This window comes from Paraperlucidibaca wandonensis, from assembly GCF_042677145.1.
Classification (GTDB): Bacteria; Pseudomonadota; Gammaproteobacteria; order Pseudomonadales; family Moraxellaceae; genus Perlucidibaca; species Perlucidibaca wandonensis.
The window spans coordinates 187132-204787 of the sequence record NZ_JBHTIT010000001.1; the positions used below are offsets into that span (position 1 = coordinate 187132).

The 17656-nt window shown below is 51.3% G+C and carries 20 protein-coding genes; 13 read left to right on the forward strand and 7 right to left on the reverse strand.

Translation table 11 applies throughout. From position 1 onward, the window contains the following. The first annotated feature begins 37 nt into the window (after window positions 1–37). The 3 genes from ACFQ0F_RS00840 (at window position 38) to ACFQ0F_RS00850 (ending at window position 1202) form a co-directional block, all read left to right on the forward strand. On the forward strand, window positions 38–394 hold the full coding sequence (locus ACFQ0F_RS00840; RefSeq protein WP_379068015.1) for a TM2 domain-containing protein: 357 nt from the start codon (window positions 38–40) through the stop codon (window positions 392–394). A gap of 9 nt (window positions 395–403) precedes the next feature. Next, complete coding sequence (locus tag ACFQ0F_RS00845) at window positions 404–901, forward strand: RDD family protein (RefSeq protein ID WP_379068018.1); 498 nt, start codon at window positions 404–406, stop codon at window positions 899–901. Window positions 902–977: 76 nt separating this feature from the next. Continuing rightward, window positions 978–1202: a DUF3565 domain-containing protein gene (locus ACFQ0F_RS00850; protein ID WP_379068021.1), complete on the forward strand. Its 225-nt coding sequence runs from the start codon at window positions 978–980 to the stop codon at window positions 1200–1202. A gap of 44 nt (window positions 1203–1246) precedes the next feature. On the opposite strand, the gene ACFQ0F_RS00855 is transcribed toward ACFQ0F_RS00850, so the two are convergent. Next, entirely contained in the window at window positions 1247–1411 is a 165-nt protein-coding gene (locus tag ACFQ0F_RS00855) for a hypothetical protein (protein WP_379068024.1), read from the reverse strand. A 369-nt stretch (window positions 1412–1780) separates the two neighbouring features. Between ACFQ0F_RS00855 and ACFQ0F_RS00860 the strand changes: the two genes are divergently transcribed. The 3 genes from ACFQ0F_RS00860 (at window position 1781) to ACFQ0F_RS00870 (ending at window position 4165) form a co-directional block, all read left to right on the forward strand. Further along, window positions 1781–2893, forward strand: a complete 1113-nt coding sequence (locus tag ACFQ0F_RS00860) for a hypothetical protein (RefSeq protein WP_379068027.1) — start codon at window positions 1781–1783, stop codon at window positions 2891–2893. Between the two features lie 124 nt (window positions 2894–3017). Next, entirely contained in the window at window positions 3018–3404 is a 387-nt protein-coding gene (locus ACFQ0F_RS00865; protein WP_379068030.1) for a VOC family protein, read from the forward strand. 5 nt (window positions 3405–3409) lie between these two features. After that, on the forward strand, window positions 3410–4165 hold the full coding sequence (locus ACFQ0F_RS00870) for a class II aldolase/adducin family protein (protein WP_379068033.1): 756 nt from the start codon (window positions 3410–3412) through the stop codon (window positions 4163–4165). Window positions 4166–4182: 17 nt separating this feature from the next. Here the strand turns inward: ACFQ0F_RS00870 and ACFQ0F_RS00875 are convergent, their stop codons facing one another. Both ACFQ0F_RS00875 and ACFQ0F_RS00880 read right to left on the reverse strand, forming a co-directional pair. Then, a complete protein-coding gene (locus ACFQ0F_RS00875; protein WP_379068036.1) occupies window positions 4183–5529 on the reverse strand; it encodes a hypothetical protein in 1347 nt (448 codons plus the stop codon). Window positions 5530–5572: 43 nt separating this feature from the next. Next, window positions 5573–6586, reverse strand: a complete 1014-nt coding sequence (locus tag ACFQ0F_RS00880) for a helix-turn-helix domain-containing protein (RefSeq protein ID WP_379068039.1) — start codon at window positions 6584–6586, stop codon at window positions 5573–5575. Between the two features lie 106 nt (window positions 6587–6692). Between ACFQ0F_RS00880 and ACFQ0F_RS00885 the strand changes: the two genes are divergently transcribed. Then, window positions 6693–7595, forward strand: a complete 903-nt coding sequence (locus ACFQ0F_RS00885; protein WP_340676224.1) for a metal-dependent hydrolase — start codon at window positions 6693–6695, stop codon at window positions 7593–7595. Between the two features lie 62 nt (window positions 7596–7657). On the opposite strand, the gene ACFQ0F_RS00890 is transcribed toward ACFQ0F_RS00885, so the two are convergent. Next, window positions 7658–8413, reverse strand: coding sequence for a TSUP family transporter (locus tag ACFQ0F_RS00890; RefSeq protein WP_379068043.1), 756 nt, complete (start codon window positions 8411–8413; stop codon window positions 7658–7660). A gap of 1 nt (window position 8414) precedes the next feature. Beyond that, entirely contained in the window at window positions 8415–8849 is a 435-nt protein-coding gene (locus tag ACFQ0F_RS00895) for an HIT domain-containing protein (protein WP_340676362.1), read from the reverse strand. 161 nt (window positions 8850–9010) lie between these two features. On the opposite strand from ACFQ0F_RS00895, the gene ACFQ0F_RS00900 reads away from it, so the two are divergent. From ACFQ0F_RS00900 to tusA, 4 genes are read left to right on the forward strand one after another with little or no spacing between them, the layout of a single operon-like run. Further along, window positions 9011–10036 (forward strand): AraC family transcriptional regulator, encoded by a 1026-nt coding sequence (locus tag ACFQ0F_RS00900; protein ID WP_340676226.1) that lies wholly within the window; start codon window positions 9011–9013, stop codon window positions 10034–10036. After that, window positions 10024–10890: a formyltetrahydrofolate deformylase gene (gene purU / locus ACFQ0F_RS00905; protein ID WP_379072055.1), complete on the forward strand. Its 867-nt coding sequence runs from the start codon at window positions 10024–10026 to the stop codon at window positions 10888–10890. The genes ACFQ0F_RS00900 and purU overlap by 13 nt, the downstream gene beginning before the upstream one ends. Window positions 10891–10919: 29 nt before the next feature. Continuing rightward, the gene (locus tag ACFQ0F_RS00910) at window positions 10920–12167 is read left to right on the forward strand and encodes an MFS transporter (protein ID WP_340676228.1); all 1248 of its coding nucleotides are present in this window, start codon (window positions 10920–10922) and stop codon (window positions 12165–12167) included. Window positions 12168–12194: 27 nt separating this feature from the next. Beyond that, a complete protein-coding gene (tusA, locus tag ACFQ0F_RS00915; protein WP_340676229.1) occupies window positions 12195–12449 on the forward strand; it encodes a sulfurtransferase TusA in 255 nt (84 codons plus the stop codon). A 25-nt stretch (window positions 12450–12474) separates the two neighbouring features. Here the strand turns inward: tusA and ACFQ0F_RS00920 are convergent, their stop codons facing one another. Next, on the reverse strand, window positions 12475–13902 hold the full coding sequence (locus tag ACFQ0F_RS00920; protein WP_340676230.1) for an MATE family efflux transporter: 1428 nt from the start codon (window positions 13900–13902) through the stop codon (window positions 12475–12477). Then, window positions 13899–14786 (reverse strand): NUDIX hydrolase, encoded by an 888-nt coding sequence (locus ACFQ0F_RS00925; RefSeq protein WP_379068048.1) that lies wholly within the window; start codon window positions 14784–14786, stop codon window positions 13899–13901. Before ACFQ0F_RS00925 ends, ACFQ0F_RS00920 begins: the two co-directional genes overlap by 4 nt. A 102-nt stretch (window positions 14787–14888) precedes the next feature. Between ACFQ0F_RS00925 and ACFQ0F_RS00930 the strand changes: the two genes are divergently transcribed. Then, window positions 14889–16091 (forward strand): 4-phosphoerythronate dehydrogenase, encoded by a 1203-nt coding sequence (locus tag ACFQ0F_RS00930; RefSeq protein ID WP_379068051.1) that lies wholly within the window; start codon window positions 14889–14891, stop codon window positions 16089–16091. Between the two features lie 94 nt (window positions 16092–16185). Beyond that, window positions 16186–17613, forward strand: coding sequence for a sodium:solute symporter family protein (locus ACFQ0F_RS00935; RefSeq protein ID WP_379068054.1), 1428 nt, complete (start codon window positions 16186–16188; stop codon window positions 17611–17613). Window positions 17614–17656 lie beyond the last annotated feature (43 nt).

The window sequence follows — 17656 nt, forward strand, 5'->3', positions numbered from 1 at the left end:
GCCTTCTTAATAGCTTAGTGATAGGCAGGAAGACAGCATGAGCGAGAATTCGCTAAAGAGTTCTGACGAAAAATACTGTAGCGAATGTGCTGCCATCATTAACGCAAAAGCAGAAATATGCCCTAAATGTGGCGTACGCCAAATGCATCCCTCGGTCACGGTTAACCTTGGTGCTTTAGCGCCCAATGGTAAGAGTCGAATCGCAGCGGCTTTGCTGGCGTTTTTCTTAGGCGGCTTCGGCGTCCATAAGTTTTATCTTGGCCAAGTTGGCCTCGGCATTTTGTATTTGATCTTCTTTTGGACAGTTATTCCGTCAATCATTGCTTTTATTGAGTTTGTTTTATTATTAATAATGAGTGATGAAGAGTTTAATCGGCGACATGGCCAATTTTGAATTAATTCAATGGTATTAATAATGCAATCTGATGTAAGTATTATGGGGAATGACTCCATCAAAAAAGGTTTAATAACTGACGATACTCAGTTTGGCGGATTTTGGCGTCGATTTGCAGCGGTTATTATTGATTTCTTCGCCATGCTAATGCCGATCCTATTAGTGTCGACATTGCTTAGGGCGAGCATTTTTTTTGTTACGGACATCGACTTAGATGTACTTAACTTTATCGAGTCGATAGTAACTATATGCATGTGGTGGCTTTATTACTCACTTTTCCATTCATCAAGCTGGCAGGCCACACTGGGGAAGCGCGCTCTGCGCCTAAAAGTTGTCGATCTAGATGGCCATCGAATTAGTTTTGCCAGAGCCTCAGGTCGCTTTTTTGCGCAATATCTGTCTGCACTTACTTTTTGCATCGGCTATATGATGGCGGGCTGGACCAAACGTAAGCGCAGCCTGCATGACATGATTGCTAAAACATATGTGATTAAAGCAGAGGCTTAGCTTTTCTGCCAAGAGAGTGTGAGTGCCAATAATTACGAAGCGTCTATACGTCAGCTTTGTTGCTAGCAGCTAACAAATGAAAGTCGTTGAGCGCGAAATAGTCGGATTTCATCTCGATGATGAGCAGCATTGGGTTGCTCAGCTCAAGTGCGGTCATAATCAGCATGTTCGCCATGATCCTCCTTGGCAGAGTCGTCCTTGGGTTATTACCGTGAATGGTCGAGAACAGGCACTTGGGCGTGTCTTGGCTTGTGTAAAGTGTGTTAGTGAGGAGTCGGCGGATACTTGTCCGTCGTGCTAAATGGGTTAAGTGCTAGGGTTAAAGAGCAATAAGGCAACACAGCCTCAGCCGTTGCTTTGTTTTAAATGTTCATTATAGAAAAACTCGGCAGCTGCCTTTAGCACATTGATTTCTGAGCGCAGTAAGGCTATTTGCTGATTAAGTAACTCAATTTCACGCAACAAGTTGGCATCAGGCGTGCATTTATGCGGTGCGCTATCATCTTTCATAGTATTAACCTTGGCGCTCTGATCAACTGTATTTATTACAGTGGCGTTACACGCCGACATCCATTTCACAACGAAGCGCAGTGTATCGCGTTGGCTAAACTTGACTTAAGTGTTTTTTTGTAAGCTATACGACTAATTGTTTCTGCTTAATTGTTAATTCATGTATCTAATCGATACTTAATGTAAGTAAGCGCTGAGTATTGGTAATTTATTTCAGTTCGTCGCGTGAAAATCAACCGCTTATTGCTGGTCGCTAGGATTTCACTTTGTAATATCTTGTAGTAGTACGGTTTTTACCTTACATGATGTCGACTGTATAGATGTAAACCTCCTCGTAAAGTGGCGCCATTCCAAACAGAGGGGGTTGTTATGCACTTACTTAAACCAATTGCTCGATTTTCGATGGTAGCTGGATTTGCCGCAGCACTTGCCGCTTGCGGCTCTGATAGCGGTCAATTTAATGAGGACGGCACTCCTCAAACTAAACCACCAGTGGCCAACTCGGTGGTTTGCGCCGACGTATTGCTTAGCGATGCCACAGGCGCGAAAAGTGTTTTGTTAGCCGAACCATTTGCAACGACAGTACCGCAGCTGATCAAAGCAATTTTAGATCCAAGCAAACAGTCGCAGGCAGATTTGCTGGCACCTATCAAAGTGCTGAAAGAAAAAGGCACTAGCCAACAATGCGAACTGGCATTATTTGTCAGCCATCTGACGGCAGCTGATGACTTAGGTAAGTTATCGCCGCTAGTGCTGACGCTAAATACTGTGCTTGTCGGCTTGAATCAAGGTCTGACTCCTGAGCAAGTAGCGAGTGGCTTGGAATCGATATTGGCATTAAGTGAGCCTAGCAATCCTGGCACACAAGGTCTGATTTCCGCAGTGACCAATCTAACAGGCGGTTTATTAGGTGGCACAATTTTAAGCCCAGTCAATGACCTGTTGAACTTCCTGCTAAACCCTAAATTAGGCGTCTTGGCGCCATTGACTGGTGTAGTTGATCAACTGACAGACAAAGAGTCTGGTGCTTTAGGTGCGTTAACCAGCTTGGTTGATCAGCTGGTTAACACTAAAGATGAGGCGTTAAACCCATTGATCGCATTGCTGAACGGCATTCTTGGCGGCAGCGAAAATGGCCAAACACCTGAAGAGATTGCTCAAGGCTTATTAGCACTTGCCAATGGCCAGTTGTTTACGAAAGTAATCGTAGCCATGGTGCCATTCTTTGGTGAAGAGTTAGCGAAAGTAGCACCAGTTGCAGCACCGCAAATGACACCTGCTGGCTCGCAAGCGCCAGCTGGTTCGACTCCGGCTGGCAGTGGCACTTCAACTGATTCGACTGGAGGCACTAGTACAGCAGCTGCACCAAGCATCCCCGTAATTGGTGATGTGATTGGTCAAATCCCAGTGTTAGGTCCTTTGCTGAATCAAATTCTAGGCGGCCTGCTTAGCGGATTATTTGGTGGCTTTACTAAAGCTTAAAGATGACCGAGTGATTTAGCAGTATTTAGGCCGCAGGGATGCGGCCTTTTTTTGCGCTATTGCATGTGCCGCCTGAAGCGGCTATTACATTCTTTCGTCATTTTGTAGATCTAAGGAGTGTCACGTGTTTAGCCATATCATGATCGGTGCCAACGATATTCAAGCTTCAAAAGTATTCTACGATGCTGTGCTCGGTGCCATGGGCCATAAGCCCGGCGTCATGGATCCTAAGGGCCGCTGTTTCTACTTCACCGATACCGGCATTTTTGCCCTCACACCTCCCATCAATGGTGAACCTGCAAGCTGCGGCAATGGCAGCACGATTGGCTTTGCTGCTAAAGATCCAGCTACAGCCGATGCCTGGCACGCGGCTGGCCTCGCGAACGGCGGTACAACGCTTGAAGATCCTCCCGGCTATCGCGAAGGTCCATTAGGTAAGTTGTATTTGGCCTATTTGCGCGATCCCAGTGGCAATAAAGTCTGCGCATTGCATCGCGCGGCTAGCGAGTAATCAGCATGGATATGCCTAGCCTAAAGACACGTGTCAGCGCTGAAGAGTGGCAGTTGCGCTGCGATTTAGCAGCTTGCTATCGCTTAGTGGCGCATTACGGCTGGAGCGATTTGGTGTTCACGCACATCACGGCACGTGTGCCGGGGCCTGAGCATCACTTCCTCATTAATCCTTATGGACTGATGTTTGACGAGATTACGGCGTCGTCATTGGTTAAGGTCGATGCTGAGTGCAATAAAGTCATCGATTCGCCATTTCCGGTGAATCCTGCTGGCTTTATTATTCATTCGGCCGTGCATGAGGCCCGCGAAGATGCCGGCTGCGTGCTGCATACGCACACGCGTGCGGGTGTCGCGGTGAGCGCCCAGCAGGGTGGAGTATTGCCGATTTCACAGCAATCGACATTTGTCTTGGCGGGCTTGGCGTATCACGAATATGAAGGCGTGGCATTTCGCCCCGATGAGAAGCCGCGCTTGCAGGCAGACCTTGGTTCGGCAAACTTTCTAATGCTACGTAACCATGGCTTACTGACCGTTGGGCCAACTATTGCTGATGCCTTTTTGAGCATGTATGTGTTTGAAAGTACTTGCCAGATTCAGCTATCAGCTCAGGCCGGTGGGCCGCTGACAGAGGTTAATCCGCAGATTGTGGCGGGTGTTGCTGAGTCGATGCGCGTGCAAACCAGCGGCCTAGGCGGTGCGTTTGTATGGCCTGCGCTACTGCGCAAACTTGACCGACTAGGCGCTGACTATTCTCGTTAGAGAGTGGTGCTCGCTAGCTATTTGGTTTTGCAGCTAAAGAGCATAGTGACCTTGCACTTATATTCGCCATTGGCGTTTGCTGCGCAGTTTTTCTTAGCCATAGTGCCGCTGTCTTTTTCGAGGCGGCCTTTGTGGCCAGCACAACTCTGCGCTGCTTCGTTATAGGCGTTTGTTTCTGCAAGGTTCAGTGCTTGATCGTAGCCGAAGTACATTGATGTGGTGCCATGCGCCTCGAGGCTTAGGATGTTGTAGCTGACACCCGCAGTCTTTGTTTCCTTGGCCTGTTGCTTAGGCGCTTGCTTGCTCTGCGCTTTGGCGACGCTGCGATCAACAGCCTTGGTATAAATACTACTGTGGTTTATATCTTGCACTTCGCTATCGCGTCGGCGTTGTTGCCAGCTCCACTCTGACTTAGTGAGGGGGCGCGGCGTATAGCTGCTAGGTTGGCTTATCACGCCACCACGCTTCTGGCGATTGATCCTATTTTGCTGTTCGATGTAGTTCGTATTATTGCCATATTTAGCAAGGTCATTATTTATTCTAGATATGGTTTCACGATAGTGAGCATTGGAGCGCGCGGCACTTTCAGCGTTTTTCTTTGCTATATAAGCATTGCGTCGCTGGACGCCATTATTATGTTTCGCAATGCTTTCTTCCAAACGTTCCTGGGCTCGTTTAACGGCTCTATCTATATATTTGATGGCGTGCTTGAAGGGTTTTTCAATCTTTGGGTTTAGTTCTTCGTGCAGTTTTTCGATGCTCGGTGGCGTGCCATTGAAAGAATTCAGCGATATCCTGCGTTCATAACTGATGACAGGCCCAGAGCTCAACGGGATGAGTGACTTACACTGCTGGCTTCCCCATGGTCTCTTGGTCGTGAGGTAAACTCGCAGAACTTGGCTACCGTCACCAACTAAAAAGTATTGCTGATAGGTGCGGCGCGCGACATGGTCAAAGCGAAAATACATAAAGCCATCTTGCGACTTGCCTGAGTAGTGAATACCGTAGCGGCGGTCAATTTCTTGAATAAGTGCGCTGTTGTCATCAGTGAAATTTACACTGTTATTAATCCAATTCTCGTTCAACGAGATACAAGTACTATTACTCATCTTGTCGATATCGATGGATTTGGAGTAACTCCAGTCATTGAACACTTCTGGAGTCTTATCGGCCATGCTTTTTGTGAGGTCGGCTTCAAATTTATCTAGCATTGATGCTGCGTATGCTTGACTGAGGGCAGCATCGGGTTCAGGTGCCGACATCCTTTGTACCATCGACAGGCAGCCAGTGAGGTAGAGGCTACTGATGAGCGAAAGAAAAACTTTTAGGTAGATGCGAAGTGATTTTTTGTTTTTATATTTCATACGTTTGAGTTTTCCTCAGTGCTTGTGGTTAAGTTTGTTGCTCTTAGGCGTTGCGTCGATACTGGCTCGGCGTCGTGCCTGTCCAGCGCTTAAAGGCGCGGGTGAAATTTGCTACATCTGAGTAGCCTAGCAGCTCAGCGATACGTTCGATGCTCTGCACATCTTGGCGCAGTAGCAAGACCGCACGCTGACGGCGCAAATCCTCCAAAATATCGCTAAAGCTAGTGCCGTCTTGGGCGAGCTGGCGCTTTAACGTGCGCTCCGACATGCACAAAATAGTCGCCACAGCCTCAACACTGCGAAAACCATCGTGTTCATCATGAATTAAATCGCGCACTTGCCGGACAAAACGATTGGTGTGACCAATTGCGACCAGCTCGCGCTCGCATTGCTCAATGGCTAATTGGCTGGAGCTGGTATCGGCCATGACTAGCGGCAAATCTAAATAGGCCTTGGCAAAGCGAATGACATTTTCGGGCTGCGCAAAATGTATTTTTGCCGGCAAGATGTGGCTGAATTCGGCAAAGCGCTTGTTTTCAGGGATGTCTATATCGGCGACGCCGTAAAGCGTCTCGCCGGTGAGCACTTGCGCCATTTGTCCTAGACCTACCATTAGCGCCGCTACAGCGGTATCGCGCAAAGGTTGCAGGTTTAGATCGCAGCTGAGGTATAGGCAGGCCTCGTCACCGTGGATTTCCAAGCGTAGGGCAAAACCCATCAAGCGTAGACTTATAAAGCGCTCAGCGAGCTCAATGGCTTGCGCCACGGTATCGGCAGTCATCGCGGCAAAACCAATAAAGCCGTGGCTAGAGAGCTTCATTTGCATGCCGATATAAAACGGTAGGCCGGGCTCTTCAGTGAGCTCAAGGGCACGCGTGTAGATGGTGTTCACGGTGTCGAGCGGCAGGCGCAGTGTGGGCGCGGTGAGCTGCTCACGATCTAGGCCAGAGGGCGCCAACAGCTCCTTTTCATCGACATGCCAGCGCTTGACTACGTCGAGTAGGAGCAAAACATAGGCAGCAGGTAGGCCGGGATGGGACTCAGAAAATGATGACATTGCGTAATGGCACATAATGACAAGAAGATGTCCCAAAATAACCTGCCACTAGCGCAGGGACAAGGGCACAGTTAGCTCGTCAACAACGACTTACTGAGGTTTCACCATGACTGCTGCCCAAACCGCTATTTCCACCAAAGCTTCGGCAAATCGCCAACCAGCTGGTGCGCGCGTTGGCATTCCACCACGTCGTGTAATGATGAATTTTGATAATTCTGACGCCGGCTACTGGTATGCCGATAGCCCATTCCTGACCTATTTCTGGTCGGCATTCTCTGTACTGCTTCCTGAAGGAGAACAGTTTTTCGTGGAAGCCGTGCGCCATTATCGTGACCAAATCACTGATGATGACCTGAAAGCAGCGATCTCTGGCTTTATTGGCCAAGAGGCTCTGCACACACAGGGACACCAAGTGCTTAATGATTTTATTAACGCTAAACAGTTGCCTGCCGCTGAGCTTGAAAGCCAACTTAAAATACTGCTCGATAATGTCGGCAAGATTCATCCACGCTTGAACTTGGCCGCAACGATTTGCTTGGAGCATTTCACCGCTTTAATGGGCGAGCAGCTCTTGGCTGAGGCTGATCATCATGGTTCAGTGGCGGAAGATATTCGCCCATTATGGATGTGGCATGCGCTTGAAGAAACTGAGCATAAAGCCGTGGCTTGGGATGTTTATCAGCAAACTGGCGGTGGCTATATTGTGCGTACGGCCACTATGGCGCTGACCACCGCGATCTTAGGTGCAGTAATGGCGTATTCGACGGCCCGTCTCATGCATGCCGATGGCAAGCTGCTCAATGTGCGCGATAACGTAGCAGGTATGCGCGCGCTGTTTGGTCGCCGCGGTCGTATGACTCGCTTATTGCCGAAGTATTTGGACTTTTTCCGTCCTAGCTTCCACCCGAACGATCACGATACTAATGCGCTCGTGACTGAGTGGCGCGAGAAGCTATTCGGTGCCAATGGCGCAATGAATGGCTTGCTGAAAGGTGCAAATATTCACTAAGTTTATTGGTGAGTTTGTGATGGCCTCGGCGTCAAAGCGCCGGGGCCATTTTTTTATGAGCCCTAAAACTCCGTGCTAATTGCGCGCCAAAGTAGCTGCAACGCCAATGCGCTAAGCAACCAGTTTAAGCCGCGATGAAAGCTGACATCGGCACGGCCAGAGAGCCAGCGTTGGCCTAGCCAAGTGCCAATGAATCCACTGGCTATCATGGCGGCGAGTAAGCCTAGCCAGGGTAGAAACTGAAAGCCCAAAAAACCAAAGGCGGCGATTTTCACACCATGCTGCAAGCTCATACTCGCTGAGAATGTCGCCATATGTGGTTGCCGCGGCATTTGTTGAGTTTTCAGCAGGGCGGTAACCAAAGGTCCCGTAGCGCCAATGAACATGCTCAGAAAGCTCAGTGTTAGCCCGCCAAGCCAAAGGCCTGCGCGCTGAGTGCTGGCCGATAGCGTTGGCCATTTGCCCCAAACGGCATACAAAATAAATCCGCTCAGACTGGCATATAGCCAAGACTCCGGCAGCTCGCGCACTACGCTGCCACCGAGAGCGCTGCCGAGTACAGCACCAACTGTAAAAGGCAGCACGGTTTGCCATTGAATAAAGCGCCAGAGCAATGCCGTTCGGCCAATATTTGAGCCCAGCTGCACCACGCCATGGAGCGGGATGAGTGCGGCAGAAGGCACGAGCACTGCCATCACGCCAAGCAATAATAAGCCGCCACCAATGCCTAAGCCTGCGGTGATTAGTGAGGTTAGTAATGAGGTCGCGATCAGTCCATAAGCGGTAAATAAGCTAATGCTATCGGGCAGCCAGCTCATGTTAGGCGGGTGTGAACGCTAGGCTGGAGTCGGCTTGAGCTAGTAGGGCGTGGAGCTGTTCCAAGCGCTCTTTTAAGGCTTGCACACTGTAATGTTGAACTGGGTTTTTGCCCCAGATCGGGCCGGGCCAAGCGGCATCTGTGCTGTGGCGCGCAACAATATGCCAGTGCAGTTGCGAGACGACATTGCCGAGATTGGCCACATTCATTTTGTCAGCATTGAATGCGCGTTTTAGTGCCTGACTTAGCCAAGATGACTCACGTAAAAGCTGTGCCTGATCTTCGCTACTGAGCTGATAAACTTCGGTGAGATTATTGCGGCGTGGCACCAAAATTAACCATGGATAATGCGCGTCATTCATTAGCAGGCAGCGACTTAGCGGAAAGTCACCGAGCACGATCGTGTCACTGGCTAATCGTAGGTCAAGGTCAAATATTGGCAGTGCAGTCATGGCTGGTCCTAAGTCGGTGGCAGTGGCTGGAGTGTAGGCTGCTTAGCTCCCCTGAGCTACATGCGCGAGCTGTGGCTGTGCTAGTCTTGAGAGATAATCAGCGCTTAGCTTAAGACTATCGCGTGTACTATTTTTAGCGAGCTTTCATGTCCGTTTCCCAGGCCCACACCGTTAGCCTTCAATACGTCGAGCGCTTGCTCTCGGGCGCAGCGCGTCAGGGCTTGAGCATGTCGGCTTTGTTTGCGCACAGTGGCCTCGATCCGGCACGCGTGGAAGAGCCAGATGCGCGCATTAGCAGCACCGAGCTTATCCGCCTGATGCAAGAAGTGATGCGGCGTACCGGTGACGAATTTATTGGTCTCGCTGCCGATGCACGCTCTAAGCCAGGCACTTTTTCGATGATGGCGCATGCAGTGATTAACTGCGCTAACTTGGAGCAGGCCATACGCCGCTCAAGTGCTTTTTATGGCTTGTTTGAAACGCCTACCGCTGCCGACTTAACCGTCACTTCCAATGAAGGTCAGCTAACACTGACCATGCGTCAGCATGATGCTATCGGCGATACGATTTTCGAGCTCATGGTCTTCGTCTCGGTACGCTTTTGGAGTTGGCTGGTCGGGCAGCGCTTGAGTCCATTAGTCATCGAATTTAGTTTTGATGCGCCGCCAAGTGCCACTGATTTCGCCGCCATGTTTCGCTGCCCAGTAATCTATGGTGCCGACCGCAATATGATTCGCTTTCCTGCGAGCTGGTTGAGTTTGCCCTTGGCACAAACACCGCTATCGTTGTCACGCTTTTTGAAAGATTCACTGGCGCTGATTATTGCTGGCCGTTCACGGCCAATGGGCCTAGCTGAGCAAGTCAGAAATCGCCTGAGTAATGACTATGGTCATCAGTTCCCCGATTTAACGGCACTCAGCCAACAGCTATCATTAACACCACAAACACTGCGTCGCCATCTGAAAGAGGAAGGCACGAGCTATCAACAAATTAAAGATCAATTGCGCGAAGAGGCGGCTCGGTTTTATTTAGCCAAACCTGCATTGAGTATTGATGAGGTCGCGCTGATGATGGGCTTTTCCGAAGCTAGCGCCTTTCATCGAGCCTTTAAAAAATGGACTGGGCAGACGCCAGCGAGCTGCCGCCGACACTTATTAGGATTAGCCGAATGACCGACACCACCGCTCGCTTACTGATTAACTGCCCCGATGCACCCGGCATCGTGAGTGCGGTATCGAGCTTTCTATTTTCTCATGGCGCCAATATCACCGACCTTGATCAGCACGCCACGGCGCCAATTGGCGGCACATACTTTATGCGCCTAGAGCTGCAAACAGTAGCAATGGATATTAGCCGTGAAGCTTTAGAGGCGGCGTTTGAGCAGGAAGTGGCCATTCGTTTTCAGATGAATTGGCAGCTGACTTACGCAGCTGATCGCAAGCGCGTGGCGATCTTGGTGTCTAAGCATGATCACGCCATGATGGAGCTATTGTGGCGTTGGTCGCGCGGTAGTTTGCCTTGTGACATTGTCGCGGTGATCAGCAATCACAGTGATTTACGCGAGGCGGTGGAGGGCTTTGGGGTGCCATTCCACTTAGTGCCGGTGACGGCGGAAACTAAGGCTTTGGCCGAGGCGACGCTGGAGGAAAAGTTGGTCGGTGTCGACCTCATCGTGCTGGCGCGTTATATGCAAATTCTCAGCGCCGATTTTACTGCGCGCTGGCCACATCGCATCATCAATATTCATCACTCATTTCTGCCAGCATTTGTCGGCGCAAATCCCTATCAGCAGGCCTATGACAAGGGCGTGAAACTGATCGGTGCCACCGCGCATTACGTCACTGCCGACTTAGATCAAGGCCCTATCATTGAGCAAGATGTAGAGCGTGTGTCACATCGTGATGAAGTCGGTTCTCTGCGTGAAATGGGACAAGACGTTGAGCGTCAAGTACTGGCGCGTGCTGTGCGTTGGCATTTGGAAGACCGTGTGCTGGTGCATGGCACTAAAACCATCGTGTTTTCCTAAAGCATGCTGATATAACGTAGAGAAACATCATGTCATCGTTGTCGAAGCGCCTAGGGTTATTGTTGGCCTTATATCTCGCACAAGGCGTGCCGTTTGGCGTGTACTCGCAAGCATTACCAGCCATTTTACGCAGCTATGACGCACCTTTATCACTTATTAGCCTGAGTGGTTTATTGGCAATTCCTTGGGCGTTAAAAGTGTTTTGGTCGCCCTTGGTGGATCGCTATTATTGGCCCAGCATAGGGCATCGCCGCAGTTGGATTTTGCCGATGAACGCAGGTTTGGCTATGGTCATGGCCAGTCTGTGTTGGTTTAACCCAGAAAACTTACGCGAAGCATCTGGCGTGTATTGGCTGTTTGGCCTGCTGTTTCTGGTGAACTTATTTGCTGCCACGCAAGACATCGCCACTGACGGTTTGGCGGTACGTATTTTATCCAGCGAAGAGCGTGGCTTGGGCAATGGCATCCAAGTTTCGGCCTATCGTGTTGGCATTATTATTGGCGGCGGTTTGCTGTTGTTAGTGCTCGATACTTTAGGTTGGGCACAAGCATTTATTGGCCTCACCATCATGTCTTTGTTGCTGTTATTGCCTGCCATTTTTTATCGTGAGCCGGCCATTTCTGCCGAAGCCTTGCCGGTTGCTGGTGAGTCGTACACGAGCGCGTGGGTCAGTTTCTTTAAGCGCCCTGAGTTGGCGGGTTGGATTTGGGTTTTAGTGACTTATAAGGTGGCTGACTCGCTATCATCAGCAATGGTGAAGCCGATGATGGTCGATATGGGCATGACACTGTCGCAGATCGGTTTGCAGGTCAGTATGATCAGCGCCGTGACCACGATAGCTGGCGCTATGCTCGGTGGTTATTGGCTGCAAACAATCGGTCGCCGCCAAGGCTTGGTGTGGTTTGGTGTTTTTCAATGCGTCGCTATTGCTTGTTACGCTATTCCTGCGATGGGTTATGGCGTTGCCGGCTTGAGCGCTACTAGTACTGCTGTCGCGGTCAATGCGCTTGAACATTTCGCCGGCGGCATGGCGATGGCAGCGTTGCTATCGGCAGTAATGGATCGAGCGCGCCAAGCTCATGCCGGCGTTGATTTCACGCTACAGGTAAGTTTGCTTGCGCTATTTGGTGGCTCGTTTTATTTGCCCGCAGGCTTACTTGCCGAGACCGTTGGTTATGCTGATCATTTCTTGATTGCCGCTGCGGTTGGCGTATTTATGTTGTATCCGGCATGGCGTTTTACGCGTGAGCCAGATGAGTTTGTTGAGGCTAAATAGCTGGCAGATGAACATGAGGTTGTCTTGATGCATGAGAATGAAAAACCAGTGAGCGATGCACTAAGCACACTGGATGCGCGCGGCCTACGCTGCCCTGAGCCGGTGATGATGCTGCACAAACGCGTGCGTGAAATGCAGTCGGGCGAGCACTTGTTAGTGCTCGCTACCGACCCATCGACTACGCGAGATATTCCGAAGTTCTGCCAATTTCTTGGTCATGAGCTGTTGCAGGCAGACGAGCCTGAGCCCGGCCAATACCGCTACGAGCTACGCAAAGGCTAAGCTCTTAAAAAGCCTATGCCGCGCGTTAAGCGATTTGCCATCGTGCCTTGATGATTTTTAGCGTGCTGCCGAGCTGCCATGTGAGCAAAATACTCGCCACAGTTAGGCCCAGCACCAAGCCGAACCAATAGCCGTGTGGGCCCCACGAGTGGCCGCCAAAAAAGTCTGTGCTGCCGGCCAAATACCCCACTGGAATTGCGATAACCCAATAGGCAAAGAGCGTCAGTCGCATCGGGCTTTGCGTATCTTGTAGGCCGCGTAAGCAGCCAGCCGCGGCCACTTGTAGCGCATCAAAAATTTGATAGGCAACAGCAAATAACATGAGCTGCGTGGCTAATTCGCGCACCGCCATATCGTCGGTATAAACAGCGGTAATGGCGTTGCGGCCAAAGAGTAAAATCAATGCCATACAGGCAGCAATACAGGTTGTGGCGATAAGACCAATGCGTCGAACATGCAATATCGCGGCAAAGTCGCGCGCGCCATAAAACTGGCCTACACGAATAGTCAGCGCAATTGCCACACTCAGCGGCACCATAAATAATAATGAGGTCACCGATAGCGCGACTTGGTGGCCGGCCACAGCGAGTGCACCTTGCGGGCTGACTAGCACCGCAACTAATGCAAATGAGCTGACCTCAAAGAAAATCGCCAAACCAATCGGCAGGCCTAGCGCCGCAATGATTTTAATTTCCGACCATCTTGGCGGCTCCCAAGCCTGCATCAAGCGTGAATGCTTGAAGCGGCGGCTAAGCAGCAAATAGCTGAGCATGATGCCTGACATCAGCCACAGTACGATTGATGTCGCCCAACCACAGCCGGGGCCGCCCATGGCCGGGATGTGCACGGGCATCCACGATAGCCAGCTCACCGCCTCGCTGCCGTGAATAAACAGCATATTGAAGGCGACATTGAGCGTGAGTCCACTCACGCTAATGACCATTACCGGAGTCGGTTGGCCTTGTGCTTCGCAGTAGCAGCGTAAGGCAAAAAATAAGCCCACTGCGGGCATGCCCCACGATACGCCAAGCAAGTATTGCTGAGTCAGCTCGCGCAGTTCTTGCGGTACGCCTAGCCATTCAAATATTGGGTAGGCATGGCGCATTGCAAAGAAGCCGATGACGCCGACGCCCAGCGCCAACCAAAGCGCCTGATGCGTAATGCCGGCAATGCGTTGGCGCTGATTGCCGCCGTGAGCTTCGGCAACCAAAGGCGTGGTGGCGAGCAAGATGCCTGTGGTTAATAGAAACAAAGGCAGCCAAATGCCGGAGCCGACAGCGACGGCGGCGAGATCCATGGGCGAAACTTGGCTGGCCATTAGCGTGTCGATAAAACCGTAGGCGGCTTGAGCGAGCTGACTGACTAAAATTGGTGCAGTGAGTAGGCTGAGTGCTTTTAATTCCGCGCGCGTGGTTAGCGGTGCGCTAGGCACCTGAGCATCGGGCGCGCTCATTGCGAAAGGCCGCGGGCGAGATGCTTGGGTTTTAAGTGGCCAAGTTCAATTAAAGTTTGGTGAATGATGGCATTACCATCGCGGCCAAAATAGCGTTGGCGTAGCAAGCCGTAGATAAATACCAGTGCGGCATCCCACGTGTAGCGTCCGCCAAGCACGAGCATAAGTGCATCTTCAACTGGCATTAGGCCGGCATGGGCGACTTCACCATCTTGGTTTAGAGCGATGAAGTGAGCAGGTAAATAGGCATCGAAGACATGAATGCATTCGTCTTGCAGGCCCTCGCCGATACGCCGGCAAATATGCAGCTGAGTGACTGGCGATGGGATGTGGCGAAACAGTAAGCCTGCTTCTTCCCATGCCTCGCGCGCCAAGCCAACAGCTAAAGATTCACCAGAAGCCAAGCCGCCACCAACCAAGTTGTCGAGCTTGCCGGGGTCAACAAACTTGTGATGGCTGCGTTCGGCAACCCAAATTTGCATACCATCTGGGCTGGTCAGCCAGCCATTTAAATGCACCGACTGTGTGGCCATGCCTAAGCTGCGAAATGCCGCGCGCTCGGTGGTGAGAAAGCTGTGGCCTTGATGCATCAGTGTCATTGGCTCATCGCGCCAGTTCTGCAGCAAGCCTTGCTCATGCAGCGCATGCGCCCAGCCTTGCACGACGATGCTACGGCCGACGCCATCGCTAGCGGCGCGCAAATGTAGCGATTCGGTTTTGCGCATGGCATGTGCGCCGGCTATCGCCACAAGAGCATCGGCGATGGCAGGCTTTACCCATCCCACGGCAGCATCGTCAATATGCAGGCGCAGTTCATCGAGCGGTGTAAAGCGCGGCATTTTCTGGAGAAAATTGAGGATGTCGGCGATGAGCGGATGCGACATGTAAGCAAGTCTCGAAAAATTTTGCCTAGTGTAGCGAATGCATCGGCGCTGTGCCGATAGGCAATGGCATACTCGAGCAGTTTTCTGTCAATGAGTATGGCCATGCAAGCAAAAGTCACAGTATTAGCAGATGACATGATGCCCGGAGTTGAGGCGTGTTTGTCGCAATGGCGTGATGCTCAAGGCCGCGCACTTGAGTTTGCTATCGCTCGCATGGCAGGGCGCAGCATGCAGGCATCTGCCTTGAGAGATGTCCAGCTCTTGCTTGTGCGCTCGATTACTCGTGTCGATGCCGAGCTGTTGGCTGAGGCCAATGCATTGCGCTTTGTCGGCAGCGCGACCATTGGCCAAGACCATTTAGACCTTGATGCGCTTAAGGCGGCAGGCGTGGCATGGTCTACAGCGCCTGGCTGCAATGCGCAGGCGGTGGCTGAATGGGTTTTAGCAACGGTGCTAAGGCAGGCGGCGCGTGAGCCAGAGATGACCTTGGCTGAGCTGCGCGGCAAGCGCGTTGGCGTGGTTGGCATGGGGCAAGTGGGTCGCCGTGTTGCGGCATTGTTGTCGGCACTTGGGCTTCAGGTCGTGGGCTGCGATCCACTATTAAGCCGGAGTGATAAAGCTGACTTAGCTGTGTCGGACTGGCAAAACTTAGCTTCATTACTACCAACAGTCGATATCGTATGCCTGCACACACCGCTCACGCGCGCTGGCTCAGCGCCGACTCACCATCTGTTTAAAGCTGAGCGATTGGCATTATTAAAACCGGGGGCTTGGCTGATTAACGCAGGCCGTGGCGATGTCATTGAAGCCGATGCATTGGCGGCGTATCTGCAAAAAGGCATCGCCTTACTCGATGTACTGCCTAATGAGCCTGTGCCGGCTCTAGAGGTTATTGAAGCTTGCCAGCAAGTTAGCCCGCATATCGCCGGCCATAGCTTAGAGGGGAAGTGGCGTGGCACTTGGCAGATTACCGCCAAAGCTGCGGCCTTACTCGGCTATGAGCAGGTTGGTGAGCTGGCGGATATTATCCCTGCGCAAGCGCCGCCAGTGCTGCAATGGTCTGCCGCTAGCGCCGAGCATCTGGTTGCGCCTTATGCCGCCATAATGGCGCAGGTGGTTGATTGCGAAGGCGATGACCAGCGTTTACGCGCTGCTGTTGCGGCTCACCCCGGCCAAGCTAGCGCTTTTGATGACTTGCGCAAACACTATGCCACGCGCCGCGAAATCGCCGCTCATCGCATCTTTGGCGTGGCAAAAGCCTCATCCGCGCAGCAACTACTTACTGATCTTGGTTTCTGCTGTTAGCATGCGCAAAAAATGGCGTCAGTAGACGCGTGACTGCCCACTCCCTAAGCACCTATCGTCGGTGCCATGGATGCGCTGTTGGAGACCAAACAGCATGTTAAATACCTTTGTAATTGCCTACTTAGTGGTGTCCATCGCCATCGGCTTATTGGCCACTTTGCGGGTAAAAAACTCGCGCGATTTTATTTCAGCAGGCCGTAGCTTGCCACTCAGTGTGGTCACCGCCACCATGTTTGCTACTTGGTTTGGTTCTGAATCGATTCTCGGCGCGCCATCTACCTTTCTCGATGAAGGGTTGGGTGGCATTGTTGCCGACCCCTTTGGTGCCGCATTTTGTTTGATTTTTGCCGGTATGTTTTTTGCGCGTGCGCTGTATCGCCGCAACCTACTAACCATTGGTGACTTTTTCCGCGATCGCTATGGTCGCGAGGCTGAGGTCATTACGTCGGTTGCCATTATGTTGTCTTACTTGGGCTGGGTATCAGCGCAGATGATTGCACTTGGCGTGATTTTTAGCAGCTTAAGTGGCGGTAGCATTAGTCATGACGAAGGTATTTTGATTGGCTCGGCTATTGTGATTTTTTACACCATGTTTGGTGGCATGTGGTCGGTGGCAGTGACGAGCTTTGTACAAATGATCATCATTATTGTCGCGCTGTTAGTTATTACTTATGTGGTGGCTGGCAATGCCGGAGGCGTGATGGTTGTCGTCGATCATGCGCAAGCTGCCGGTAAGTTCGAGGATTTTTGGCCGGAAATGTCAGCGGCCTCCATGCTCGCGTGGATTGGTGCTTTCGTGACGTTAGCGCTGGGCTCTATTCCGCAGCAAGACGTGTTTCAGCGCATGAATACGGCAAAAAATGAAAATATCGCGGTTGCCGGCTCAATTTTGGGTGGTGTTGGTTATTTACTATTTTGCATGGTGCCGTTGTTTTTGACCTATGCCGCCGTTGTGATTGACCCAGCCATGGTCGAACGCGTGATGGGCGAGGATCCGCAACAGGTATTGCCGACGTTCATTCAGAGTGACTTACCGCTGCTTATGCAGGTGTTGTTTTTTGGCGCATTGCTGTCGGCGATTATGTCTACAGCCTCAGGAACTTTACTTGCACCATCGACGGTATTTACTGAAAACTTACTGAAACCTTTGTTGCCAGCACAAACCGATAAGCAGTTTTTGTTCATGTTGCGCGCAGTGGTTTTAGGCTTTGGCACTTTTATTGGCTGGTATGCCATGCAGTCAGACGCGACTATTTTTGAAATGGTTGAGAACGCATACAAAGTCACTTTGGTGGCTGTGTTTGTTCCGCTCACGGCGGGTATTTATTGGTCTAAAGCCAATCGTGCCGGCGCGCTCACCTCAATGGCGTTTGGTGTTGTGGTGTGGTTGAGCTTTGAATTATGGGCGGCTGAAGGCATTTGGCCACCGCAGTTGGCGGGCTTGTTGGCGAGCATTATTGGCATGTGGTTTGGCGCGACATTTTTGTCGCGTCTGCTGCCATCGCCGGCTAATGCGCGCTAAGCATTAGCAGATGAGGCGAGATGACCTCATCTGCTTTAAAGGC

Bases quoted from the DNA above. Each gene is read 5' to 3' on its own strand.
- tusA (WP_340676229.1), top strand. From the start codon at position 12,195: ATGCATGAGAATGAAAAACCAGTGAGCGATGCACTAAGCACACTGGAT.
- ACFQ0F_RS00880 (WP_379068039.1), bottom strand. From the start codon at position 6,586: ATGTCATCATTTTCTGAGTCCCATCCCGGCCTACCTGCTGCCTATGTT.
- ACFQ0F_RS00935 (WP_379068054.1), top strand. From the start codon at position 16,186: ATGTTAAATACCTTTGTAATTGCCTACTTAGTGGTGTCCATCGCCATC.
- ACFQ0F_RS00890 (WP_379068043.1), bottom strand. From the start codon at position 8,413: ATGAGCTGGCTGCCCGATAGCATTAGCTTATTTACCGCTTATGGACTG.
- ACFQ0F_RS00885 (WP_340676224.1), top strand. From the start codon at position 6,693: ATGACTGCTGCCCAAACCGCTATTTCCACCAAAGCTTCGGCAAATCGC.
- ACFQ0F_RS00910 (WP_340676228.1), top strand. From the start codon at position 10,920: ATGTCATCGTTGTCGAAGCGCCTAGGGTTATTGTTGGCCTTATATCTC.
- ACFQ0F_RS00925 (WP_379068048.1), bottom strand. From the start codon at position 14,786: ATGTCGCATCCGCTCATCGCCGACATCCTCAATTTTCTCCAGAAAATG.
- ACFQ0F_RS00855 (WP_379068024.1), bottom strand. From the start codon at position 1,411: ATGAAAGATGATAGCGCACCGCATAAATGCACGCCTGATGCCAACTTG.
- ACFQ0F_RS00850 (WP_379068021.1), top strand. From the start codon at position 978: ATGAAAGTCGTTGAGCGCGAAATAGTCGGATTTCATCTCGATGATGAG.
- ACFQ0F_RS00900 (WP_340676226.1), top strand. From the start codon at position 9,011: ATGTCCGTTTCCCAGGCCCACACCGTTAGCCTTCAATACGTCGAGCGC.
- ACFQ0F_RS00870 (WP_379068033.1), top strand. From the start codon at position 3,410: ATGGATATGCCTAGCCTAAAGACACGTGTCAGCGCTGAAGAGTGGCAG.
- ACFQ0F_RS00840 (WP_379068015.1), top strand. From the start codon at position 38: ATGAGCGAGAATTCGCTAAAGAGTTCTGACGAAAAATACTGTAGCGAA.
- ACFQ0F_RS00860 (WP_379068027.1), top strand. From the start codon at position 1,781: ATGCACTTACTTAAACCAATTGCTCGATTTTCGATGGTAGCTGGATTT.
- ACFQ0F_RS00845 (WP_379068018.1), top strand. From the start codon at position 404: ATGGTATTAATAATGCAATCTGATGTAAGTATTATGGGGAATGACTCC.
- ACFQ0F_RS00930 (WP_379068051.1), top strand. From the start codon at position 14,889: ATGCAAGCAAAAGTCACAGTATTAGCAGATGACATGATGCCCGGAGTT.
- ACFQ0F_RS00920 (WP_340676230.1), bottom strand. From the start codon at position 13,902: ATGAGCGCGCCCGATGCTCAGGTGCCTAGCGCACCGCTAACCACGCGC.
- ACFQ0F_RS00875 (WP_379068036.1), bottom strand. From the start codon at position 5,529: ATGAAATATAAAAACAAAAAATCACTTCGCATCTACCTAAAAGTTTTT.